21 protein-coding genes and 1 riboswitch are annotated in these 23,402 nt (G+C 56.4%); of the genes, 11 read left to right on the forward strand and 10 right to left on the reverse strand.

The window, feature by feature from the left end:
• Positions 1-2: 2 nt before the first annotated feature.
• The 5 genes from UF64_RS16795 to tsaD all read right to left on the reverse strand — a co-directional run bounded on the left by UF64_RS16795 (position 3) and on the right by tsaD (position 3,263).
• Positions 3-338: a Rieske (2Fe-2S) protein gene (locus UF64_RS16795; protein ID WP_044829761.1), complete on the reverse strand. Its 336-nt coding sequence runs from the start codon at positions 336-338 to the stop codon at positions 3-5.
• The gene (locus UF64_RS16800) at positions 335-748 is read right to left on the reverse strand and encodes an EVE domain-containing protein (RefSeq protein WP_044829762.1); all 414 of its coding nucleotides are present in this window, start codon (positions 746-748) and stop codon (positions 335-337) included. Before UF64_RS16800 ends, UF64_RS16795 begins: the two co-directional genes overlap by 4 nt.
• A gap of 3 nt (positions 749-751) precedes the next feature.
• Positions 752-1,030, reverse strand: a complete 279-nt coding sequence (locus UF64_RS16805) for a YciI family protein (RefSeq protein ID WP_008888584.1) — start codon at positions 1,028-1,030, stop codon at positions 752-754.
• 102 nt (positions 1,031-1,132) lie between these two features.
• Positions 1,133-2,146, reverse strand: coding sequence for an NAD(P)H-dependent glycerol-3-phosphate dehydrogenase (locus tag UF64_RS16810; RefSeq protein ID WP_044829763.1), 1,014 nt, complete (start codon positions 2,144-2,146; stop codon positions 1,133-1,135).
• 58 nt (positions 2,147-2,204) lie between these two features.
• Positions 2,205-3,263 (reverse strand): tRNA (adenosine(37)-N6)-threonylcarbamoyltransferase complex transferase subunit TsaD, encoded by a 1,059-nt coding sequence (gene tsaD, locus UF64_RS16815; RefSeq protein ID WP_044829764.1) that lies wholly within the window; start codon positions 3,261-3,263, stop codon positions 2,205-2,207.
• Between the two features lie 289 nt (positions 3,264-3,552).
• Between tsaD and hemC the strand changes: the two genes are divergently transcribed.
• Genes hemC through UF64_RS16835 form a run of 4 tightly spaced genes read left to right on the forward strand, consistent with a single transcriptional unit; the run spans position 3,553 to position 8,217 of the window.
• Positions 3,553-4,497: a hydroxymethylbilane synthase gene (gene hemC / locus UF64_RS16820; protein ID WP_044829765.1), complete on the forward strand. Its 945-nt coding sequence runs from the start codon at positions 3,553-3,555 to the stop codon at positions 4,495-4,497.
• Positions 4,498-4,534: 37 nt separating this feature from the next.
• Positions 4,535-5,254: a uroporphyrinogen-III synthase gene (locus UF64_RS16825; protein ID WP_044829766.1), complete on the forward strand. Its 720-nt coding sequence runs from the start codon at positions 4,535-4,537 to the stop codon at positions 5,252-5,254.
• A 57-nt stretch (positions 5,255-5,311) separates the two neighbouring features.
• Positions 5,312-6,805 (forward strand): COG4223 family protein, encoded by a 1,494-nt coding sequence (locus UF64_RS16830; RefSeq protein ID WP_044829767.1) that lies wholly within the window; start codon positions 5,312-5,314, stop codon positions 6,803-6,805.
• Positions 6,802-8,217 (forward strand): heme biosynthesis protein HemY, encoded by a 1,416-nt coding sequence (locus UF64_RS16835; RefSeq protein WP_044829768.1) that lies wholly within the window; start codon positions 6,802-6,804, stop codon positions 8,215-8,217. Before UF64_RS16830 ends, UF64_RS16835 begins: the two co-directional genes overlap by 4 nt.
• A gap of 73 nt (positions 8,218-8,290) precedes the next feature.
• Here UF64_RS16835 and purH read toward each other — a convergent pair whose 3' ends face one another.
• The 4 genes from purH to UF64_RS16855 form a co-directional block, all read right to left on the reverse strand.
• Positions 8,291-9,868, reverse strand: a complete 1,578-nt coding sequence (gene purH / locus UF64_RS16840; protein ID WP_044829937.1) for a bifunctional phosphoribosylaminoimidazolecarboxamide formyltransferase/IMP cyclohydrolase — start codon at positions 9,866-9,868, stop codon at positions 8,291-8,293.
• A 344-nt stretch (positions 9,869-10,212) separates the two neighbouring features.
• Positions 10,213-11,625 (reverse strand): VOC family protein, encoded by a 1,413-nt coding sequence (locus UF64_RS16845; RefSeq protein WP_044829769.1) that lies wholly within the window; start codon positions 11,623-11,625, stop codon positions 10,213-10,215.
• A 189-nt stretch (positions 11,626-11,814) separates the two neighbouring features.
• The gene (locus UF64_RS16850) at positions 11,815-13,764 is read right to left on the reverse strand and encodes a nucleoside-diphosphate sugar epimerase/dehydratase (RefSeq protein ID WP_044829770.1); all 1,950 of its coding nucleotides are present in this window, start codon (positions 13,762-13,764) and stop codon (positions 11,815-11,817) included.
• A gap of 127 nt (positions 13,765-13,891) precedes the next feature.
• Positions 13,892-14,902 (reverse strand): glycosyltransferase family 4 protein, encoded by a 1,011-nt coding sequence (locus tag UF64_RS16855; protein ID WP_044829771.1) that lies wholly within the window; start codon positions 14,900-14,902, stop codon positions 13,892-13,894.
• 205 nt (positions 14,903-15,107) lie between these two features.
• On the opposite strand from UF64_RS16855, the gene UF64_RS16860 reads away from it, so the two are divergent.
• Positions 15,108-16,451 carry an RsmB/NOP family class I SAM-dependent RNA methyltransferase gene (locus tag UF64_RS16860; protein WP_044829772.1) on the forward strand — a complete coding sequence of 448 codons (1,344 nt, stop codon included), beginning with the start codon at positions 15,108-15,110 and terminating at the stop codon, positions 16,449-16,451.
• A 132-nt stretch (positions 16,452-16,583) separates the two neighbouring features.
• Complete coding sequence (gene rpe, locus UF64_RS16865) at positions 16,584-17,249, forward strand: ribulose-phosphate 3-epimerase (protein ID WP_044829773.1); 666 nt, start codon at positions 16,584-16,586, stop codon at positions 17,247-17,249.
• A gap of 86 nt (positions 17,250-17,335) precedes the next feature.
• On the opposite strand, the gene UF64_RS20805 is transcribed toward rpe, so the two are convergent.
• Entirely contained in the window at positions 17,336-17,599 is a 264-nt protein-coding gene (locus UF64_RS20805) for a DUF1674 domain-containing protein (protein ID WP_044829774.1), read from the reverse strand.
• 246 nt (positions 17,600-17,845) lie between these two features.
• On the opposite strand from UF64_RS20805, the gene UF64_RS16875 reads away from it, so the two are divergent.
• The 5 genes from UF64_RS16875 to UF64_RS16895 all read left to right on the forward strand — a co-directional run bounded on the left by UF64_RS16875 (position 17,846) and on the right by UF64_RS16895 (position 23,348).
• On the forward strand, positions 17,846-20,215 hold the full coding sequence (locus tag UF64_RS16875) for a Tex family protein (RefSeq protein WP_044829775.1): 2,370 nt from the start codon (positions 17,846-17,848) through the stop codon (positions 20,213-20,215).
• Between the two features lie 124 nt (positions 20,216-20,339).
• Positions 20,340-20,456: riboswitch (TPP riboswitch) on the forward strand.
• 70 nt (positions 20,457-20,526) lie between these two features.
• Positions 20,527-21,336, forward strand: a complete 810-nt coding sequence (gene thiM, locus UF64_RS16880; protein WP_044829776.1) for a hydroxyethylthiazole kinase — start codon at positions 20,527-20,529, stop codon at positions 21,334-21,336.
• The gene (thiE, locus tag UF64_RS16885; protein ID WP_044829777.1) at positions 21,333-21,977 is read left to right on the forward strand and encodes a thiamine phosphate synthase; all 645 of its coding nucleotides are present in this window, start codon (positions 21,333-21,335) and stop codon (positions 21,975-21,977) included. Before thiM ends, thiE begins: the two co-directional genes overlap by 4 nt.
• Positions 21,978-22,107: 130 nt before the next feature.
• Positions 22,108-22,446, forward strand: coding sequence for a hypothetical protein (locus UF64_RS16890; protein WP_235285123.1), 339 nt, complete (start codon positions 22,108-22,110; stop codon positions 22,444-22,446).
• A 296-nt stretch (positions 22,447-22,742) separates the two neighbouring features.
• Complete coding sequence (locus tag UF64_RS16895) at positions 22,743-23,348, forward strand: superoxide dismutase (RefSeq protein WP_044829778.1); 606 nt, start codon at positions 22,743-22,745, stop codon at positions 23,346-23,348.
• Positions 23,349-23,402: the final 54 nt, after the last annotated feature.

The raw sequence follows: 23,402 nt of genomic DNA on the forward strand, positions 1-23,402 counted from the left end.
GATCAGGCCAGAACGACCTGATCGTCTTTTATTTTCACCGCAACCGGTTCAAGCATATCGCCCGTGCACGGACCGGATACACATTCGCCATCCTCGATGCGAAAACGCGCGCCGTGGGTCGAACAGATGATTTCATCGCCAAAGTCGCTGATGAATTCGTCCGGTTCCATATCCAGTGGCACGCCGATATGTGGGCAGCTGTTGATATAGCCAAAGACATCATCGCCACTGCGCACAACAAAGATGCCTGTACCGCCAAGATTAAGACCCTTGGCACCCGTCGCATCAAGATCGCTGAGCGCGCAAAGTACTGTGCCGGCCGCAGGCAAATCGCTCATGGAGCGACCCCGCCCATTTCGCAGATCGCAGCCCATGATACGTCATCAATCGGCATTACCGACAAACGCGATTGTTTTAGCAAGGCGAGATCAGCAAAGCGCGGATCGGCCTTTATATCGGCAAGGGTCACGGGAGTTTTCAGCGGCTTGACCGTTTCGAAATCCACCTGGACGAACTTGCCCTTTTCATCGGTCGGGTCCGGGTAATATTCCCGCACCACCTCGACAATCCCGACAATGCGCTTTTCATTCACCGAATGATAAAAGAACGCCTTGTCGCCGATTTTCATCGCACGCAGGTTCTTGGCGGCCTGATGGTTACGTACACCATCCCAGCCTTCGACACCCTTTTTGACCTGGTCGTCCCACGACCAGCTTCCCGGTTCGGTTTTGACCAGCCAGTATGCCATGGATCAGAAGACCTTTTTGAACGGACGGATGACGACGGATTCGAAAAGTCCCGCCTTGGCATAGGGGTCGTTGGCGGCAAATTCGCGCGCATCTTCAATGGCATCAAATTCGATGATAAAGACCGAACCATTCATGCCTTCCATATCGGGATCAAGGGTCGGGCCCGCGGCAACGATACGATCGGCAAAGCCGCCTTTTATATAGGCCAGATGGTCTTCACGATTGGCCTTCCGCACATCAAGGTGGCCCGGCTTGTCAACGCAACGAATATAGAAATGCATGAACGGTTTCCTGCTTCTTTATGGGATCAATGTCCGTAAAGTGCCAGAAGCCCCATGTATTCTCAAGCCGAACCGCGTTGCACAAAACCGTGAAGACGGGATTTAGTCGGCGTTTTCAAGCTCGTCACGGAAGGGACGCTGCAACAGGGCATTGATCGTGCTGCGCAGATCCGCATCGTGATTTGCCACCTGATCAACCGCCGCACAGATCGGCATTTCCACACCATATTTGCTGGCAACAGCAGTAATGGATGCTGCCGTATGCACGCCTTCGGTCACAGACCGACGCTCCGCCAAAATGTCTTGCGCCTTACGGCCTTCGCCCAGCGCAACACCAAAGGTGTAGTTACGTGACAGAGTCCCGGTACAGGTCAGGGTCAAATCACCAAGACCTGCAAGCCCCAGCATGGTTTCAACCCGACCGCCCATGGCCGAGGCCAAGCGTGACATTTCAGCAATCCCGCGGGTAATCAGGGCCGCGCGCGCATTATCACCAAGCTTCAAACCGGCCACCACGCCACTGGCAATCGCCAGCACGTTCTTGATGGCACCTGCAACTTCAACACCAGCGACATCGGTGCTGAAATAAGGCCGGAATTCCGGCGTTCCAATCAGCTCGACCAACCGTTTACCAAGCGCGCGATCTTCACAGGCCAGCGTAATCGCCGCTGGCAGACCTACCGCAACTTCCTGGGCAAAGGTCGGGCCGGACAGGACCGCGACCGGGACACCGCCAAGCGTTTCGGAAACGACCTGCGCCATCAGTGCGCCGGTTTCCTTTTCAATACCCTTGCAGCAAATCACCGCCGGAAGCTGGTCTGGCCAATGCGCCGACAATTTGGTCAGGGTTTCGCGCAAATGTTGTGCGGGGGTTACCAGTAAGACCGCATCAGAATCGCGCAAACCCTCAACATGGGTGGTTGCACGCAGTGCACCCGGCAACTCGATGCCAGGCAGATACAGGTCGTTTTCACCCGTGGCATTGATCCGGTCTGCCAGTTCTTCATTGCGCAGGATCAGTTCAACATCTTCGCCAGCCCGAACAGCCTGCACGGCCAAGGCCGTTCCCCAGGCACCGCCACCCACAACTGTAATGCGCTTTTTCATGATGTTTATCCGGCAAAAGTGACTTTGTTTTCAGGATTGGCAAATAGGGCAGACACAGCCAAGCGTCTTAAGCTTTAACCCCGGCACCCGGGCGCTTGGGCGCCTCGGGATCAAGTGGCCAACGTGGGCGCGGTTTGAAATCAAGATCATCGCGTTCGCCCAGACGGAACCGCTCAAGCCCGGCCCAAGCAATCATCGCCGCATTGTCTGTGCAAAGACTAAGCGGTGGTGCGACCAGTTCCATCCCGGCCTGATCGGTCAGTTCCACCAAACGGGTACGCAGATATTTGTTTGCCGCAACACCGCCCGCAAGCACCAGCGTTTTGCCGCCGGGGTAATCGCGCATGAATTCAAACACCGCGTTGCGTGCCCGATCAATCAGCGTATCACCGACCGCCCGCTGGAAGGACGCGGCAAGATCAGCTTTGACTTCGTCGGTCTGTTGTTCGACAGGGAAACTGTCGAGATAGGTGCGCACAGCTGTCTTAAGACCCGAGAAGGAAAAATCGCAGCCCGGTCGGCCACGCAGCGGACGCGGCAAACCAAATCGGTTCGGGTCACCCTTGGCGGCAATTTTTTCAAGTGCTGGGCCACCGGGATAACCGAGCCCCATCATCTTGGCGGTTTTATCAAACGCCTCGCCGACTGCGTCGTCGATAGTGGTACCGATGCGTTTGTATTTGCCGACACCCTCAACGATCAGCACCTGACAATGGCCGCCAGATACCAGCAAAAGCAGATAGGGAAAGGCCACATCATCGGTCAGACGGACGGTCAATGCGTGCCCTTCGAGGTGATTAACAGCCAGGAATGGCTTTTGCGCGGCAAAGGCAATCGCCTTGGCGGTCATGGTACCGACCATCACACCGCCGATCAGGCCCGGCCCGCCGGTGCAGGCCACCGCATCAAGATCATCAAAATCAACACCGGCATCATCCATGGCCTCTGCCACCAGACGATCAAGATGTTCAAGATGGGCGCGCGCAGCAATTTCGGGCACAACCCCGCCATAGGGGCGATGATCGTCAAGCTGGGACAAAACACGGTTTGCCAGAATTTCGCGCTTGTCATTCACGACAGCAGCGGCTGTTTCATCACAGCTTGTTTCAATACCCAGAACGATCATGATCCTGATCCGTTTACCAACTCTGCCGACATACGCGGCAATCGGAATCCTATTACAGATGTGCCGATGATGTAGCGGAAAGTTTCCGCGCTTTCCACCCCTTCACGGCGCAACTGCCATATGCAGTTATCGCGTTTCGCGATGCTCGCGAAGTTTTCGACCCGCGACCTAAATCAATGCAGCCGAATTTCGAGCAATTACAATCAGCGAAAATTTGCACCTTTTGTCGGGGGCAATCAGCTCCCCGCAGACCTTGTTTTTAAACAGTTTTAAGACTAAGACTTCACCCATGACAGATACAGCAAAACTTCGCATCGGCACCCGTGGTTCGCCCCTCGCTCTGGCGCAGGCACATGAGGTCCGTGACAAACTGGCAAAGGCCCATCCGGAACTTGCCGAGGAAGGCGCGATTGCCATCACCGTAATCACCACCACCGGCGACAAGATCCTTGATCGTGCCCTGTCGGAAATTGGCGGCAAGGGACTGTTCACCAAGGAAATCGATGACGCCCTTCTGGGTGGCGAGATCGATCTTGCGGTCCACAGCATGAAGGATGTGCCAACGGTTCTGCCCGATGGCATGATCCTGCCGACCATTTTGCCGCGTGAAGATGTGCGCGATGCGTTTATTTCGCTGAAATATAAAAGCTTTGCCGAAATGCCGGCCGGATCCGTAATCGGATCGGCTTCCCTGCGTCGTCAGGCCATGATCCTGAACAAATATCCGGATCTGAAGGTTGTCACCTTCCGCGGGAATGTTCAGACTCGCCTGCGCAAGCTTGGCGAAGAGCAAGTCGATGCCACGCTTCTGGCCATGGCGGGCCTGAACCGCCTGGGACAGCCCGACATCGCAACCGCCCCCATATCCGAAGACGATATGCTGCCCGCCGTTGCACAGGGTGCCATCGGCATCACCATCCGCGAAAACGATACGCAGAGCAAAGACTGGCTTTCTGCCCTTCATTGCGAAACATCCGCCATTCGCGTGGCTGCCGAACGCGCAGCCCTTAAGGCGCTTGATGGGTCATGCCGCACGCCGATTGCCGCCCTGGCCGAGTTTCAGGATGATGGCAGCATGCGCCTGCGCGTATCAATTGTCCGCCCGGATGGCAGCGAACGCCTTGATACCGAACGCATGATCGCCAAACCGGACATGGAAACGGCAAGTACTGCGGGCACAGATGCGGGCGAAGAACTCAAGCAACGTGGCGGACCGGACTTCATTTCCGCCTGACGAGAATCAGGACCCTTGGCAACAGACAGGGACGCAGATGGGACCCTTGGTACTAAATACCCGGCCCGACACCGACTCTGCCGACCTTTTGGCCGCGCTTGATAAGCGCGGCTATCGCCATCTGTCTGCGCCGTTGCTTGGCATCACTTTTCCGCCTCCTGATACCCCGCTTGATATCGCGGCCTATCAGGGCGTGGTCTTTACTTCGGCTAACGGGGTTCGCGCCTTTGCCAAACTGAGCAATGACCGATTGCTTCCGGCCTATTGCGTTGGCAATGCCACAGCCCGAACGTGCCTCGCATTTGGATTTACCGATGTGCATTCGGCCAATGGTGACATCCATGATCTGGCCGCGCTGATTCGCAAAATGGTTGATCCCGCACGCGGACCGCTTTTCCATCCAGCCGCCCGCAAAACCGCCGGTGATCTGGGGCAGATGCTTTTGGCTGATGGGTATAGCGTTGATCGGCAAACGGTCTATGAAGCCAATGAAAGCAACACGCTTCCAAAAGAGGTCATTGAAGCCCTTCGCGGACATCATGTTGAAGCCGTTTTATTTTTCTCTCCCCGCACTGCGGAAACCTTTGTTAAGCTTGTGCACAGCTATAAGCTTGAGAGAGACTTGGCCGGAACCAGTGCGATTTGCCTGAGTCCGGCGGTGCAATCGAAGATATCCGATCTTACATGGCATAGAACCCGCGTTGCATCACAACCGACACAAGAATACCTTCTTTCCGAGCTAGGGTCCCTGTCGTGATGGCTTCCTGCGCCTGACGCCGTTTTGGGAATAACCGCAAACTGCAATGGTCTGATCGTGAAAACACCAGAAACGCCAAAAACCAATGCTTCCGCAAAATCGGCCGACACCAAAGAATCGTCCGATACCATTTCCGTCGATAGCAAGGGCAATGCGAACTCGACCACGACAAAGGCCGAGACAGCGACTGCTGCCAAATCGAGTGTACCAAACGCCGGGACGGCCAAGTCTGGCGAAACCACAGCGACAAAGGAAGCCGGTTCCGCGGACAAGACCGCAAGCAGCACACCAAAATCTGACGCGAAAGCCGGTGATGGCGCAAAGGCATCTGCGACAAAACCGGGCACACCGGCAAAACGCAAAAGCGGTGGTGGCAAAGCGCTGCTCTTGTTTGTGATCATTATCGTTGGTGGGTTGGCAGCAGGCTGGCTGACACGCGCAATCTGGTGGCGCGATGCAGAACCGGTTCTGGCCCAGTATGTGCCGAGTGACCTTCTTGCCCAAATCGCACCAGAGGGCGCTGCCCCGAGCGCAGCAACCGATCGTGAAATCACGGTAACCAACGCCCCTGCCGATAGCGGTTCTTCGGATGACGCAACCCTTCCGGCACCAAGCGAAGACGCCACCATGACCGAAAAGGGTGATGGCGAGGTTGCGTCCGAGGAAACGTTGGCCGATGCATCATCTGACAACACCGCAACGGCGAACGCAGAACCTATCCCGGATGGGTCGGTTGTCATTGATCCGGACCTGACCGAACGCCTGTCGCATCTGGAAGGGACGATTGACGCCCTTCGCGAGCGCCTGAACAACGAACGTGGTGATACGCTCAGCAACACGGTCGCACGCCGCATGGCCGAAATCGAAACGCGCACCGCCCCGATCGAGGAACTGGCACGGGTCGAAAGCGAGCTGGCGGGTGTCGCCAATGAAATGCGCGAACTGTCTGCCCGCCTGTCGACCATGGAAGAAGAAATCCGTGCGACCAGCGGCCTGCGTGTCGAAAGCCGCGGTCAGGCAATTGCCATGGCGGTTACCATTCTGCGTGATGCGCTTCAACGGGGCGGGCCGTTTGTGATTGCGCTCAACCAGCTGGAACGCAGCGCTGGCGATGACGAGGTTATCGCTGAACAGATCGCGACCCTGAAGCCGCTTTCCGAACAGGGTGCGCCAACGCTTGAAAAACTGCGCCAGTCCTTCCCGATCATGGCACAGGAGGCGGTTGCCGCTGCCACCGATGATCATTCAGGCAGTGTGCTTGACGCGACCTGGGCGAATATCAAGAAACTGGTTCCGATCCGACGTGTTGATGCGGCGGGCGAGGAGTCGCTTGAAGGCCGTCTGGTTCTGGCCGAGAACGCGTTGGCACAGGATGATCTTGATGCTGCAGTTGCAGCCCTTCAGGGGGTTGAAGGCGATCACGCGGCCGCTGCTGTAAGCGACTGGCTGCGTGCGGCAGAAAACCGCCAGACCCTGAACGCTGCAATTGCGACGCTGAGCTCGCACGCAATTGGCATTCTGACCAGTACGGGTCCGGAGGGCAGCCAATGATCCGCCTTCTGCTTTTCATTCTGATCACGGCGGCACTGGTATTCTGCACCGTCTGGTTTGCCGATAATCCCGGCAACATGACCATTGTCTGGCTGGGTTATCGCTTTGACGGATCCATCGGCATGGTTGCCCTTGGCTTGCTTGCGCTGACCGCTGTTCTGGTTCTGCTGTGGCGCGGCTGGACAATCATTGCCAATTCGCCGGGCTGGCTTGGCCGCCTGTTGGGCAGCCGCCGTCGCAAGAAGGGTCAACAGGCGCTCACTATGGGATTGCTGGAACTGGCATCGGGTGATGTCCGTCAGGCACTCCGTCATACACGAGCAGTAGACCGCTATCTTGAAGATGACACCCTGACCCGCCTTCTGACCGCACAGGCAGCAGAGCTTGATGGCAATAATGACGCGGCCAAACGCCAGTTCGAAGCCATGCTGGAAAAGCCCGACTCCGCGTTCTTTGGATTGCGGGGCCTTTTGCAGCTGGCGCTGAAGGCCAATGACCGTGAAGCGGCCCTTGATTACGCCGAGCGTGCACATCGTCTGCGTCCGCGCAACCCGGCTGTCATCGTGACACTGTTTGATCTGCTGCTGACATCACGCCGATGGGACCGCGCCCTTGGCCTGCTGGTTGATGCGCAAAAGGCATCGGTCTTTAGCGAAGCGGAACTGACCCATCGCCGTGCCCTTCTGATCACGGCAAAGGCCGAAGATGCCATTGTCGCAGGCGAAAACGCCGAAGCCATCAAACTGCTGCGCAAGGCGCTGAATTCAGCATCCGATTTCACCGGTGCCGCAGTTCTGCTGGCGGGGCTTTATCGTGATCTGAAACAGGATGGCAAGGCACGCGATGTCGTAATCCAAAGCTGGCGCGCGGCACCGTCCGCCGCCTTGGGGACGATTTTCCGTGAAACCCTGACCGGTGATCCGTTGGCGAAAGTCAAATCGGTCGAAAAGCTGGTGGCGAACAATCCCGATCATGTCGAAAGCCAGATCGTTCTGGCCGAAGCCGCCCTTGAAGCCGATCTTTGGGGCATTGCGCGAGGCAACCTTGAAAAGGCCATGGCAACCAAGGCCCAAGCACGTCATTACCGGCTGCTGGCCGATCTTGAATTGCGTGAAAATCAGGATGGTGCAAAGGCCCGTGAATTGCTGATCAAGGCAAGCCATGCCAACCCTGATCCGGATTGGCGTTGCGGGGCCTGCGGGGCTGAAACTGATCGCTGGGTTGTTTCCTGCCCGTCCTGCCATTCCTTTGGCAGTGTCGACTGGCGTGCGCCGTTGCGTGTGCATCAGGATGAAGCCGAGAAGGCTAAACCCGAACCGGCAAAGCCGTCTGCCATTGCACAGACCGGCACCGTGATTGATCAGGATGCCGATGAGGACACCCAGGACGACAAAGCGGCCGTAAAGGCCTAGCTTCAGGTTCCAAAAGCACAAACAAAAACCCCGGGGAAATCCCCGGGGTTTTTCATTTGGTATCTAACAGCGCTTAGTGGCGGAAGTGGCGCATGCCGGTAAAGACCATGGCGATGTTATTTTCATCGGCAGCAGCGATGACTTCCTCATCCCGCATGGAGCCGCCCGGCTGGATCACAGCCGTTGCACCTGCCTTGACTGCCGCCAGAAGGCCATCGGCAAACGGGAAGAATGCGTCCGAGGATACGACCGAACCCTGTGTCCGCAGATCGCCTTCACCGGCATTCTTGCCAGCTTCTTCGGCTTTCCATGCGGCAATGCGCGAGCTGTCGACACGGCTCATCTGACCGGCACCGATGCCGACGGTTTTGCCGTCTTTGACATAAACGATGGCGTTCGATTTGACATGCTTGCCAACACGGAAGGCAAACAGAAGGTCATCAAGCTCTGCCTCGGACGGCTTGCGCTTGGTGACAACCTTGAGCTCTTCGCGTTTGACACGACCAGCATCGCGGTTCTGAAGCAGGTAGCCACCTGCAAGCGAACGAAGGGTCATGTCTTCACCAGCCGGATCGGCCATGCCGCCGGTGACCAGAAGACGCAGGTTTTTCTTTGCTGCCAGAACTTCCTTGGCGGCGTCATCTGCATCCGGGCAGATCACGACTTCGGCAAACAGCTTGGCGATTTCTTCGGCGGTTTGCTTATCAAGGGTGCGGTTAACTGCAATGATGCCGCCAAATGCCGATACCGGATCGCAAGACAGCGCCTTGTTATAGGCATCAATCAGGCTTTCGCCTTCGGCAACGCCGCACGGGTTGGCGTGCTTGATGATCGCAACAGCCGGCTTTTCATCGAACTCGGAAACCAGTTCGAAGGCAGCATCGGTGTCATTTAGATTGTTAAATGACAGTTCCTTGCCCTGCAGCTGTGTCGCGGTGGAGACACCCGGGCGGTTTTTGCCATTGGTGTAGAACGCAGCCTGCTGATGCGGGTTTTCACCATAACGGAGCGTCTGTTTCAGTTCGGCAGAAACATTAAGACGCTGCGGGAAGGTTTCACCAAGTTCACCGGCAAACCAGCTTGAAATCGCCGAGTCATAAGCACCCGTACGCGCAAAGGCCTTGGCGGCCAGAACGCGGCGGGTTTCAGCGGTGGTGGCACCACCATTATCATTCATCTCGGCAACGACGCGGTCGTAGTCGGACGGGTCAACAACGACGGTCACCGATTCATGGTTTTTGGCCGCAGAGCGGATCATGCTCGGCCCCCCGATATCGATGTTTTCGATGCAGGTGTCGAAATCGGCACCCTTGGCAACGGTTTCCTCGAACGGATACAGGTTCACACAAACCAGATCGATCGGAGAAATGTCGTTATCTTCCATGGCCTGCATATGGCTGGAAAGAGAACGGCGGCCCAGAAGGCCGCCGTGAATCTTCGGATGAAGAGTCTTGACACGACCGTCCATGATTTCAGGAAAACCGGTGTGATCGGCAACTTCCTTGACCGGCACACCTACGGCTTCGATCGCCTTGGCAGAGCCGCCGGTCGACAGGATTTCAACACCCTGTGCGTGGAGGGATTTGGCAAATTCGACCAGACCGGTCTTGTCGGAAACGGAAATAAGCGCGCGCGCAATACGAGCAGTCATTGGGTTCGCTTTCATGCATCAATGTGATGAAGGTTGCGGACCCATTGATGATATATCGGCCCACAAAATCAGGAATGCGCATGGCTGCTCGTGCATGCGAAATGACAATGTTGCGGGCAATCCGGCCTTTTAACGGGACCAGACAACAACGCATCCGATCCGGGCCGACACATGATCAATGAGTCCGAACCATGTTTCGCGCGGAGCTTTAGCATGTGCGGCGCAAAATGTGGACCCCGAATTCTTGCATGGCGGCTTTTAACAATCAGGCCATCAAACCCTGTGCCCAACGCAAAACGGGGCGGCATCACTGCCACCCCGTTGGGATTTTAACAAGTACCCGATCAGGCAACGTTTTTATGCACACCGAGCGTTTTGAGTGCATCGGTAAGCGAGTCCTTCTCAAGCCCGGCATAAAGGGCAAGTTCATCGCCCACCGGTGCGCCAAGGCATTCCTCGAACACGTCCTGGTTCGATTGTTCGGAATAGTTTTTCTGCTCGTCACTGCCGAGGTTGGACTGGAAGATGCCGGCGGCACTAACCGGCAGGAAATCCTCGTAAATAATCGGATCGGCCCGCAGATAGCCCTGATCGACCAGTTCATTGACCGGGGTTGCCGGATCAAGATCGCCCTTCTTGGCCGCATTCAGCCCGGCCTTGGTAACGTTATAGCGGAAGAAGGCCAGTTTCTCGACGCGAAGCGTCTCGTAATCATCCGGGAAGGCGCGGAAACGCTCTGCCAGTTCGGTTTCATAATCACGCGCGTTTGAACCACCGGCGTTGATCTGCACGGCGTGGCGGGTCGCTGCCAGAAGCGTGTCATAAAGCTTGCGGCCCTCTGCGGTCAGGGCGATGCCGCGCTGCTCGATCTCACCAAAGCGTGCGGTGTGGGTGCCAAGCGATTCATCAAAGCTGTTGCCGATAAACTTTACCCGTTCTTCAAGCGCCTTGAAGCTGGTCTGGCGCAGCAGGATCGGACAGGACCGCGCGGGCGGACCTTCGACGATTGCCTTTGGCGTTATGCCGCGTTTTGGCATGTCCTGCTGCACGGCATCGATATCCAGGGTGCGTGGCGTCAAATGGTTGATATGCGGGCCCTTGAAGCAAACAACATCGGCAATCAGACGATGGGCGTCATGAAGCTTCTGATAGGTTTCAAGCGTTACGGTCGCATTGCTGTGCCAGCGGAAAGTTTCCAGCGCCTCGGCAACGAACTGTTCGGCTTGGGTCCGGGTCAGGCCGCCATTTTTCTCTGCCAGATAAATCAGCTTGATAGCATCTGCGGTAAAGATATCGCGCTTGGCAAGGATGCTTTCGGCCTGATGGCGCAGATCTTCGTCTTCGATCAGCTCCAGACGCAGGAGCGAGGTAAAGACGCGAAACGGATTGCGTTTAAGTGCTTCCTCGTCAATCGGGCGAAATGCGGTTGAATGTACCGGCACCCCGGCCACAGACAAATCATAATAGCCCACCGGATGCATCCCCATGACCGCAAACATGCGGCGCATGTTGAAAAGCTCTTCGGGTTTGCCAAGCCGGATCGCCCCGTGACGCTCCAGATCAATACGCTCAAGCTCACCATTATAGTCAAGGCTTTCGGCAAGCTTGGGATCAGCATCAAGCGTGTTCTGATTGATCTCGGAAACCAGCTCCATCAGGGTGCCGTATTGCGGCACCTCGCTGCGATACATGTCAGACATCGCGCTGGAAAACATCGAACGGATTTCATCAGGATGGACAAAGGCGTCTGTCGACATGGGGCCTCCAAAAGACGGGATCACATTGAACCGATGGAATGGCCTTGTCAGGCAAGATCATTCCCATTCATCATCAGGATGGCAAAATATGGCCCAGTTTCGGGCATGACAAACGACAATTTGGCACGAATTCATTCCATGAAAGAATGAACTCAGACGCCGTTGGCACTTGGCCGCGTCGAGACAGCCTCAAGAAGCCGTCTCAGTTTCGCTGCCCTTGTTGTCGGCGAAGATCGACTTCACACCGATCTCGGGCGGCTGGAATTCCGGCACCAACTGACTGATCAGTTCCAGCGTTTTTGTTGTGTCGCGGTTAGTGGCACTGTCTTCGAGCGCATCAAACACCTGTTTAATCAGGCTGTAATCCACCACACGTGGTGCCGCCAAAAGCACCCCGTCGGTTTCGGTCGGCACGGGGGGTTCTGAATCGTGGAACAGCTCCTCATAGAGCTTTTCGCCCGGACGCAGACCAGTGACCTTGATCTCAACATCCTTGTCTGGCTGCAGGCCCGAAAGCAGGATCATCTGGCGCGCCAAATCAACGATCTTGACCGGACGCCCCATATCAAGAACGAAGATCTTGCCACCTTCAGTCACACCGTGACGCCCGAGTTCGGCTGATTGCAGAACCAATTCCACCGCCTCGGCGATGGTCATGAAGTAACGCGTAATGCCTTCATGGGTGACAGTGAGCGGCCCACCGGCTTCAAGCTGGCGTTTGAACAATGGCACGACAGACCCGGTTGAACCCAGAACATTGCCAAAGCGCACAGTGACAAAACGGGTTGATCCGCGTTGTTCGAGCGGCAGGGTTTCGAGCGCCTGACAATAACATTCCGCCAGCCGTTTTGAGGCCCCCATAACGTTGGCTGGATTGACCGCCTTGTCGGTCGAAATCAGGACCATCGTGGCAACCCCTGCAGCGCGGCAGGCCTCGGCCACATTCCGTGTACCGAGCGTGTTGGTCAGAATGCCTTCATTGGGGTTGTGTTCAACCAGCGGCACGTGCTTGTAGGCTGCAGCATGGAACACGATTTCCGGTTTGTAGCGGGCAAAAACCTGACCAATCCGGGTTTGATCACGGACATCGCCAAGGATGCTGTCACGCGGCAGATCGGGATATTTTTCCGCCATTTCCATATCAATGGCGTAAAGCTGGAACTCCCCTGCATCGAGCAGGGTCAGGCTGTTTGGGCCGTAAGATGCGATCTGACGCACCAGTTCCGAGCCGATTGATCCCCCAGCACCGGTCACCAGTACTCGTTTACCCGCAATCATTTCGCGCACACGATCACGATCCAGTCGGGCTTGCGGTCGGCCCAGCAAATCTTCAATTGCCACCGGGCGGATTTGCATCGGATCGGCGAGGCCTTCGCGCAGATCGCCAAGCTTTGGCAGGCGGGCCAAAGTCATGCCATAGCGGTCCGCAATCTCGACCCACTTGGCGTTGTCTTCGTGACGCAGCGCATCCCCGCTCAAAACCAATCGGCGTGGCAGGCCATGCCGACCCTTCTGCAATTTCTGAATAACGTCTTCGAGCTGATCGACAGTCGCCAGAACATCAACACCATGCATGTTGCGCCCGACGCGGCCTTGCGTCAGGGAAACGATACCGACGACCTTAAAGGGCGTGTCCGCAGACCGTTCGGTTTCACGGATGAAAGCTTCGGCCTCATCCCCTGCCCCGATCAAAAGGACCGGCAAACGTGACGTTCCTTGACGCACCAGCGCACGGGCGGTCGATTTGTCCTTGGCAATCCGGTAGGTCAGGCGTGACCCACCCAAAAGCGCCATCAGCAAAAACCACTGAATGATCGGTGCCGAACGCGGCATCCAGTCAAGACGTGTGGTCAAAAACAGAACAAGGAAAAGAACGGCCACCGCGACTGAAACCGCCTTGGCAATCCGGATCACGTCATTAAGCGACGCATAGCGCCAGATGCCGCGATATAGGCCAAAATACCAGAACGAAACCGCCGCAATCAGCGTAAAGATACCCGCTGAAAACAGAATGTTATGGGGCGCATAGTAAACCACGCCATCGCCGACCCGAAGGTACAATGCCAACGGAAAGGAGATTGCCGCCATGATGATGTCATGGGCAAAGGCGATGTGGCTTCGCTGAAACGATCGCAGCATGTGGTCCCTTATTCGCAAGGTTTCTGTTTTTATAAGCATATACCCGCTTTGCGACTGGCGGATAAGGCTTTCTTTTCGCGCCCTGCCCCTATCAAGTCAAGCCGTGCGCGCATCAGATGAACGTTCTTCAGCTCTCTTTACCGCGCACCGGCATCCGCACCATCATGCCAACCAGTCCAAGCACAACAATCAGTGCCGCAATCACCCGCATCCAGTCCGGCGTGTCGCTTTGGGCAAAGCAGACGCCGATCAGGACAAGATTGCTGATCAGGATCATGATCGAAACCCGCGCATGCGAAAAACCACGCTGGGTGGCTTTCTGATAGAAATGCTCGCGGTGCGCCTGCCAGATTTTCTCGCGGCGCAAGGCCCGCTTGATCAGGGTAAATGTTGCATCAAACAAGTAATAGGACGGCAGGATCAGGGTGATGGCCCACGCCCCCTCAGACGCGACCTTTAACAAGAGCCAACCCAGAATAAACCCAAGCGGGATTGATCCAACATCGCCAAGGAACAGCTTGGCCGGATGCCAGTTCCAGATCAGGAACCCGATCATGATCGCAAGAATACCAAGCCCGATATAGCCAAGCCCGATGAATTGCGGCAGTGGAACAAAGAGGGCCAGGACAAAAACCCCAAGGCCAATTGATCCGGCCTCGACCCCGGTAATGCCATCGATCCCGTCCATGAAATTGAACAGATTGATGAACCAGACCCAAGCCAATACCACCAGAACATGATCCAGCCAGATTGGCACCAATCCACCCAAAACCGGTTTATCAAGGGCCAACATGCCAATCATCACGGCAACGAATTGCAGGGCAAACCGTTTGGCGGCAGAAAGATCATGACGGTCATCAAGCCAACTGAGCAAACCAAGCCCGGCACAAGCCCCCAGCATCAACCAGTCGCCAATGGCCGCGACACCGGTCATGGCAAAAACGCCCGCAACCAGCAAAATCAAAAGCGGCGTGACGGCAAGCCCGCCACCGCGCGGGGTGGGGACAGCATGACTGGAACGGTGGTTGGGCATATCAAGGATGGCCTTGCGCCGCAGATAGTTCAGCACCACCCATGTCAGCAACATCGAGCCGATCAGAAAGATGCTTGCAAAGGTCGCAAGTCCTGCAAAAGTCATCGTTGGGTCGCCCTTGTCCCTGTCTCCGCCAGATTGATCCGTCTGGATTAGCCGGACCGATTGCCCATCGCAAGGCTTTTCACCCGATGATTGCGGCAAGCCCAAAGGCACAAGGCAGCCATGTCGCGCAAAACCGTGCTTGATGCTTTACAGTTTGCCATGCTGGGCTTAACTACAGCACATAAACTGAAACCGGAGATATCCTTTGGCAGAACGTCGTTCCCGTCCATCCCAGCGCAACGCCCCCCGCAAACAGGTGGAGGCCCCGGATCCGCGCATGCTTGCGCTCAAGACCCTGCAAGAATTGCGTGGCGGTGAAGTGACGTTGGATGAACTTCTGTCAAAGCATGGCTATGGCCTGCCGTCACTTGATCGCAACTTCCTGCGCCAGCTGCTTGGCACGACCCTGCGCCATCTGGGCGAAATTGATGCGGTGCTTGCCCCGCGCTATCAACCGCCGCAGGACCGGGTTGCCGCACGCCTGACCAACATCCTGCGTCTGGGTGTCGCGCAGCTGTTCTTTATGGATACGCCTGACTACGGTGCGGTTGACAGTACGGTCAATCTCGCGCGTGATGCGGGTTTGCATAAATACACCAAACTGATCAATGCCGTTCTGCGCGGCTTGCAGCGTGACGGCTTTGAATGGCCCGAAGGTGTCGAAGATTGGCAGCTCAACATTCCGGCATGGCTACGCGGATCATGGAAAAAGGCCTATGGTGCGGAAACCGCCCAGGGTATCGCCGAATCCTGCCTTGGTCATGCGATGCTCGATCTGTCGCTCAAGGATCGCACGCAGTCGGCCGATTGGGCCGAAAAGATGGATGGCATTGTCCTACCGACCGGGTCGGTACGGCTTGAACCGGGTCGCCGCATTCGCGATCTGCCGGGCTACAAGGATGGTGACTGGTGGGTGCAGGATGCAGCAGCAGCCATCCCCGCAACTCTGTTTTCGGCCTACAAAGACAAAACCATCTACGATCTTTGCGCCGCACCGGGTGGCAAGACGATGCAGCTGGCATCCCTTGGCGCCAGTGCGATTGCAGTCGATAAATCCGAAGGTCGTCTGAAACGCGTTTTCGAGAACCTTGAACGTGTCTCGCTGGGTGCCGCAGTCGTCACCGGTGATGCCACCGATCTGGCTCCCGATACGCCGCGCGCAGATGCCGTATTGCTTGATGCACCATGTTCGGCCACGGGCACCATTCGCCGCCATCCCGACATTCTGCTGCGCCAGAATGACAAGCTGATGCAATCGCTGCTGCCTATCCAAAGCAAACTTCTGCGTCAGGCCGACAAGCTTTTGAATGTTGATGGTGAGCTGATTTATTGCACCTGTTCGCTGCAACCCGAAGAAGGCGAGCATCAGGTCAAATCCTTCCTTGCCGATCATCCGAACTATGAACGCAAAGCCATTTCCGCAGACGAGCTTGGTGGCTGGGATGAGGCAATCAATGAGGCCGGTGAATTGCGCATTCTGCCGATCCACATGGCCGATTTTGGCGGCATGGACGGCTTTTTCTGCGCCCGCTTGGTCAAAAAGGCCTGATTTTCTGCCAGAAGATCCGCGTTTTGCGCATACAAGGCAGTCATGAGTCCCATTCGGGTGACATGGCGGACAATCTGGGGTATCAAGGCCGCGAATTTCCCGTATCCCATATCGCTTCAGGACCTGTGACGCATGACCACGTCAAACATTAAAATCGCACCTTCGATCCTTTCGGCCGATTTCGCCCAGCTTGGCGTTGATGTTCGCGCTGTTGATGAAGCCGGGGCCGACTATATCCATATCGATGTGATGGACGGTCACTATGTACCGAACATCACCATTGGCCCGGACGTGGTCAAGGCACTGCGCCCGCATAGCGACAAGGTGTTTGACGTGCATCTGATGATCGCACCGGTCGATCCCTATATCGAGGCATTTGCCAATGCCGGTTCCGATATCATCACCATCCACGCCGAAGCCGGCCCGCACCTGCATCGCTCGCTGCAGCTGATCAAGTCGCTGGGCAAAAAGGCTGGTGTCTCGCTGAACCCGTCGACCCCGGAAAGTATGATTGAATATGTCATGGACATGGTTGATCTGGTTCTGGTTATGACCGTGAACCCGGGCTTTGGCGGTCAGAAATTCATTCCGAGCCAGCTTGAGAAGATCAAGCGCATCCGCAAGATGATCGATGCGACCGGCCGCGATATCGACCTTGAAGTCGATGGTGGCGTAAACCCGGAAATCGCGCCCAAGGTGATCGAAGCCGGTGCCAATGTTCTGGTCGCAGGTTCCGCCACCTTCAAAGGTGGCCCGGGCGAATATGCTAACAACATCAAGGCCATCCGCGGCGCCTAAATTGCAGACGCGTTGATGACCTGAAAAGACAAAAGGCCGGAGCAGAATGCTTCGGCCTTTCTCTTATCTACGTTCAAACGCTGCGATCAGAAATCAATGCAGCGGCCCTTGTTTTCCCAATCGCCAAAGCGGGTCGGTTCCGGACCTTTGGGTCCACCAATCTCGCGGGCTTTGGCGGCGACTTCCTTGGCGGCCTTGGCTTCCGCCAGCGCATTGATCGCATCCTGAGAAAGCTTTGGTGCTTCCTCTGCCCCGGCAATCTCGTCTGATACCGGATTGGCATCGACCTGCGGTTCTGCCTTTTCCTTGGGCACTTCGTGAATGACGGTTTCGCGGAACTTTCCGGCCATTCGTCTTCTCCTGCTTTGGGCTTGGCCCGATAAATCACATTTGCCAAAGAAATAACGTGCGCGATCCATATCGGCAAGTCCGCTTGGCCGTGGGTAAAAGCATGCACAAACCCATGTGATTTCAGGCCTTTGGAATCAAACAGGGAATCCTGATGTGGCTGCATCCGAAAATTTGCGGAAAACAGACTCTTTTCGAGTGCGTTCAAAGCCGCTATTCCAAGCGTACGAGCAAAACAAGGAGAAACCATGCGTCCAATTCCCCAGCGTATCGCCGAAGAACTTTCGGTTCGTCCGGAACAGGTCATTGCCACCATCGAGATGCTCAATGAAGGCTCCACCGTTCCGTTCATCGCCCGTTACCGTAAAGAGAAAACCGGCGGTCTTGATGACACCCAACTTCGTACGCTGGAAGAACGCCTGCGCTATCTGACCGAACTTGAAGAACGCCGCGCATCCGTGCTGGAAAGCATCCGGGAGCAGGAAAAGCTTACCCCGGAACTTGAAGCCCAAATCAACGAGGCCGATACCAAGACCCGTCTTGAAGATTTGTATCTGCCTTATAAGAAAAAGCGCCGCACCAAGGCCCAGATCGCCCGCGAAGCCGGACTGGAACCACTCGCCGATAGCCTGTTTAACGATCCGACGCTGGATCCCGAAACCGAGGCGGCCAAGTTCGTTGATGCCGAAAAAGGCGTGGAGGACACCAAGGCCGCCCTTGATGGCGCGCGCCAGATCCTGATGGAACGCTTTGCCGAAGATGCCGATCTTGTTGCCAAGCTGCGAGACCATTTGTGGAATGAAGGTGAAATCACCGCATCGGTCATCGAAGGCAAACAGGCCGAAGGTGCCAAGTTCTCGGACTATTTCGAGCATTCCGAAAAAATCAAAACCTGCCCGTCGCACCGTGCGCTCGCCCTTTTCCGTGGCCGCAATGAAGATGTCCTGCAACTGAAACTGACCCTTGGCAAAGAAGACGAGGACCGTCCACGCAGCCAGCCGGGCCGGGCCGAAGTCATGATTGCCGCCCATGTCGGCATTGCGGACAAGGGCCGGGCGGCTGACAAGTGGCTGATGGACACGGTCCGCTGGACCTGGCGCGTCAAACTGTCGCTGTCGATTGAGCTTGACCTGTTTGGTACGTTGCGCGATTCCGCCGAAGAAGGTGCGATCAAGGTGTTTGCCGATAACCTGAAAGACCTGTTGCTGGCCGCCCCCGCCGGACAAAAGGCCACCATGGGGCTTGATCCGGGTGTGCGTACCGGCGTCAAGGTCGCAGTGGTCGATGCCACCGGCAAGCTGGTTGATACTGCAACGGTTTATCCCTTCCAGCCGCGCAATGATGTTGAAGGGGCGCTTAATACCCTTGCGGCCCTCGCATCACGCCATCAGATCGAATTGATCGCAATTGGTAACGGCACCTTTTCACGTGAAACCGACGAGCTTGCCGGTCAGCTTCTGAAACGTTTCCCGGCCCTTAAGGCCACCAAGGTCATCGTCAATGAGGCCGGTGCATCGGTTTATTCCGCATCCCAGTTCGCGGCCGAAGAATTCCCCGACCTTGATGTGTCGCTGCGCGGGGCGGCATCGATTGCGCGCCGCCTGCAGGATCCGTTGGCAGAACTGGTCAAGATCGAACCGAAGTCGATCGGGGTCGGGCAATATCAGCATGACGTATCGGAAACCAAACTGGCGCGTTCGCTTGATGCCGTGGTTGAGGATTGCGTGAACGGCGTTGGTGTTGACCTTAACACTGCCTCCATCCCGCTTCTGACCCGTGTTGCTGGCCTGACCGAGACGCTGGCGCGCAATATTGTTGGCTATCGCGACTCCAACGGCGCGTTCCAGTCGCGTGCGGACCTTAAGAAGGTCGAGCGTCTGGGACCGAAGGCGTTTGAGCAATGTGCCGGCTTCTTGCGTATTCGCGGGGCAACCAACCCGCTTGATGCATCGGCTGTGCACCCGGAAGCCTACCCGCTTGTCGAGAAGATCAGTGCGAAGGCCGCCAAGCCCTTGGCTGAATTGATCGGGGACTCGCCCTTTATCAAGACGCTGCGGGCAGAAGATTTCGCCGATGAGACATTCGGTGTTCCGACCATCCGCGACATCATTGCAGAGCTTGATAAACCCGGCCGTGACCCGCGCCCGGAATTCAAGACCGCCAAATTCACCGAGGGTGTGAACGAGATCAAGGATCTGCGCACCGGCATGAAGCTTGAAGGCACGGTCACCAACGTGACCAACTTTGGTGCGTTCGTTGATATCGGCGTGCATCAGGATGGCCTTGTCCATATCTCGCAGCTGGCCGACAAGTTCGTCGAGGACCCCCGCCAGGTGGTCAAGGCAGGTCAGATTGTCTCGGTCACCGTCATGGAAGTCGATGCGCCGCGTAAACGTATTGGGCTTTCGATGAAATCGGCCCCCGATTACGAAGGGACGCGTGAAAAGCGCACAGACAATCGTGGTGCAGCACCCCGCGGCGGCAACCGTCCGCAGCATTCATCGGGTAACCGCCCGCAAGGTGGTGGTCAGGGCCGAGGGAATTCTGGTGGCAGTTCCGGCGGTGATGGTGGTGCTATGGCAGCAGCGCTCAAGGCCGCGATGGAACGCCGCAAGTAAGCCAACGACCATAACGTGAAATGATGGAAACGGCGGGATGGGCATGTACCATTCCGCCGTTTTTCTTTTGCCGGGTCCATCCCATCGGATGAATTGACAGAAAGCGCAATAAAACCCATCTTGGGCGCTCACCAAGGGGAGCCCCGACAGGGGGCTGAGAAACTGCCGTGTGAAAGCAGCGCAGTGACCCGTTGAACCTGATCCAGTTCATACTGGCGTAGGGACGGTGCGAACGCGGATCACGACGTTCTCCATCTTTCCGACTTCGAACTGGGTCTCCAACCGCAAAAGTTCTGCATTGGAGCCTCGACATGACGACCGAAATTTCCCAAACCGCGACCGATCTGTTTGAACGCATGCGCGCAACCAATCCGTTGGTTCAGTGCATAGCCAATTATGTCGCGATGAATTATGCCGCCAATGTCCTGTTGGCCGCCGGTGCCTCGCCCGCCATGGTGCACACACCCGAAGAATCCGGTGAGTTCGCCGCTATTGCCAGCGCACTTACAGTCAATATTGGTACCCTTTCACCCAACTGGGTTGAAGGCATGGTGGCTGCTGCCAAAGCGGCCAATGACGCTGGAAAACCTTGGGTGCTTGATCCGGTGGCCCACTTTGCCACCGGCTATCGTCGGGACACTGTGGCAGCGCTTTTGAAGCTCAACCCCACCGTCATTCGCGGCAACGCATCGGAAGTCATCGCCCTTGGGGGCGGTCAAAGTGCCGGTCAGGGCGTTGATAGTGGCGATCCTGTTGAACAGGCCGAAGAAGCCGCACGTGGACTTGCAAGCAGTCAGGGTTGCGTTGTTGCCGTTACGGGCGAGGTCGATTTCGTAACCGATGGCACGCGATCGGTGCGCATTGCCGGTGGTTCGGACCTGATGCCGAAAATCACCGCCACCGGGTGCTCGCTGACCGCCCTTGTCGGCGCCTATCTGGCCATTGCACCCGATCAGGCGTTTGAGGCCACCGTTGCCGCCCTTGGCAACTTTGCCGTAGCGGGCGAAATTGCAGCCAAGACGGCAAACGGCCCGGCATCCTTCATGACCGCCTTTATTGATGGCCTGCACAATCTTGACGGTGAGACCTATGCCCAAAACCTTCGGATTGACCCCCAATGACGCCTTTTGATCTGTCGCTTTATCTTGTGCTTGATCCCGATCTTTGTCGTGAACATTCGATGGTCGAAACCACGATGGCCGCGATTGCAGGCGGCGCCACCATCATTCAGCTGCGCGATAAGGAGGCCGGGACCGACGGCCTCATTCGCGTTGGCCGCGAATTGATGCAGGCGATGGAAGGCACAAACGTGCCACTGATCGTCAATGACGATATCGACGCTGCCATCGCGATTGGCGCCCATGGCATGCATGTCGGGCAGGATGACCTACCATCCCAGATCGCGCGCGAACGCCTTGGTCCGGACAAGATTATCGGCCTTTCGATCGAAAGCGAAGAGGTCGCGCAAAAGGTTGACCGCTCCATTGTCGATTATGTCGGTATCGGTCCGGTATTTGCCACACCCACCAAGCCGGACCACAAACCGGCCATCGGTTTTGACGGGCTGGAAAGGCTTGTGCGGATGGTTGGTCTGCCCTCAGTGGCAATCGGCGGACTTAAGGGGGAGCATGTCCTGCCAGTCCTTGAAAGCGGTGCGGATGGTCTCGCTGTCGTCTCGGCCATCTGCGGGCAGGCCGATCCGCAAAAAGCCACCGCAGACATCGCGGAAAAGCTTAAATCGGCGCGAGGTCATCTGACCTAGGAAACCGACCTAATCAGCCGGTCTTCCGCGCGTCAGACGCATGGCTGTCACGCCCTGATTGCTACCGTCGGCACGGAAATGCCCTATTTGCGCCGTTAATTTTTCGGCTTCGTAGCTCAGATTACTATGCATGAACCAAGCACAACCGCGCGAGGAAGACATGCTTAGATCTCTGCGCAGCAAGCCGGTTGCCATTGCCTTGATTGGTCTTATGACGATCACGACAGCCGCGCTGGCTGCAATCAAATCTGCACCGAAACCAACGACGGACAGCGTCACCATTCATTCCGAAATGGCCAAGGGTGAAGTCACACTCAGCCATCAGGAAGACGGGACCGTCGCGATTAAACGCGATTGCGTCCGTTTCCCGTGCAAGATCGATATCTCCTCGCTCAAGCGCGGGGAATATGACGTCACCCTGACAAATGGTGATGAAAGCCAGAAAATGGTCGGACTCTACAAGGAATAGGCAGACGGCCTGTTTCCATGTCCGACGCCATCAAAAATTTCCAGGATTTCCGGGAACGTTTTTGGCACAGGAATGTTCATCATATATCGATCTATCGAACGTTAACGCCGCCCCGCATTGCATAAACGCCAATGCGCGCTAGATAAAAGATCACAGGTAACGCGCCTGATGCGCTGATCACGCCTGCAACAAAGGTTTCCAACATGTTGCACGGGATTTTCACTTTTATCGAAGGCGCAAAAAGGGATATGTTGCGTTACCGCACAGATTAATAATGAAAGTCGAGGAACTGTATCATGGCATTTGAACTCCCAGCACTTCCGTATGCATATGACGCGCTTGCACCGGTCATGTCGTCTGAAACTCTCGAGTTTCACCATGACAAACACCACAACGCCTATGTTGTGAACGGCAACAAGCTGCTCGAAGGTTCGGGCCTTGAAGGCAAGACGCTTGAGGAAATCGTTGTTGCTTCTTATGGCGACGCTTCCAAAGCAGGCCTGTTCAACAACGCTGCCCAGCACTGGAACCACATCGAGTTCTGGCAGATGATGAAGGGCAATGGCGGCGGCACCATCCCGGGTGAACTCGAAAAGAAAATCGTTGAAGATTTCGGCTCTGTCGATGCCTTCAAGGAAGCCTTCATTCAGGCTGGCGTTACCCAGTTCGGTTCCGGCTGGTGCTGGCTGGCAATGGACAAGTCCGGCAAGCTGGTCGTCACCAAGACCCCGAACGCGGAAAACCCGCTCGTTCACGGTCAGACCCCGCTGCTCGGTTGCGATGTTTGGGAACACTCCTACTACATCGATTACCGCAACGCGCGCCCGGACTATGTCAAAGCCTTCCTCGACAGCCTGGTAAACTGGGAATATGTCGCAGAGCGCTTCTCCAAAGCTGGCTAATCAAGCCCTACTTTGAGACGAAATTAAAGAAAGCGGCTCCTTCGGGGGCCGCTT

The sequence above is a fragment of the Thalassospira sp. HJ genome, from assembly GCF_000948415.1.
Lineage (GTDB): Bacteria > Pseudomonadota > Alphaproteobacteria > Rhodospirillales > Thalassospiraceae > Thalassospira.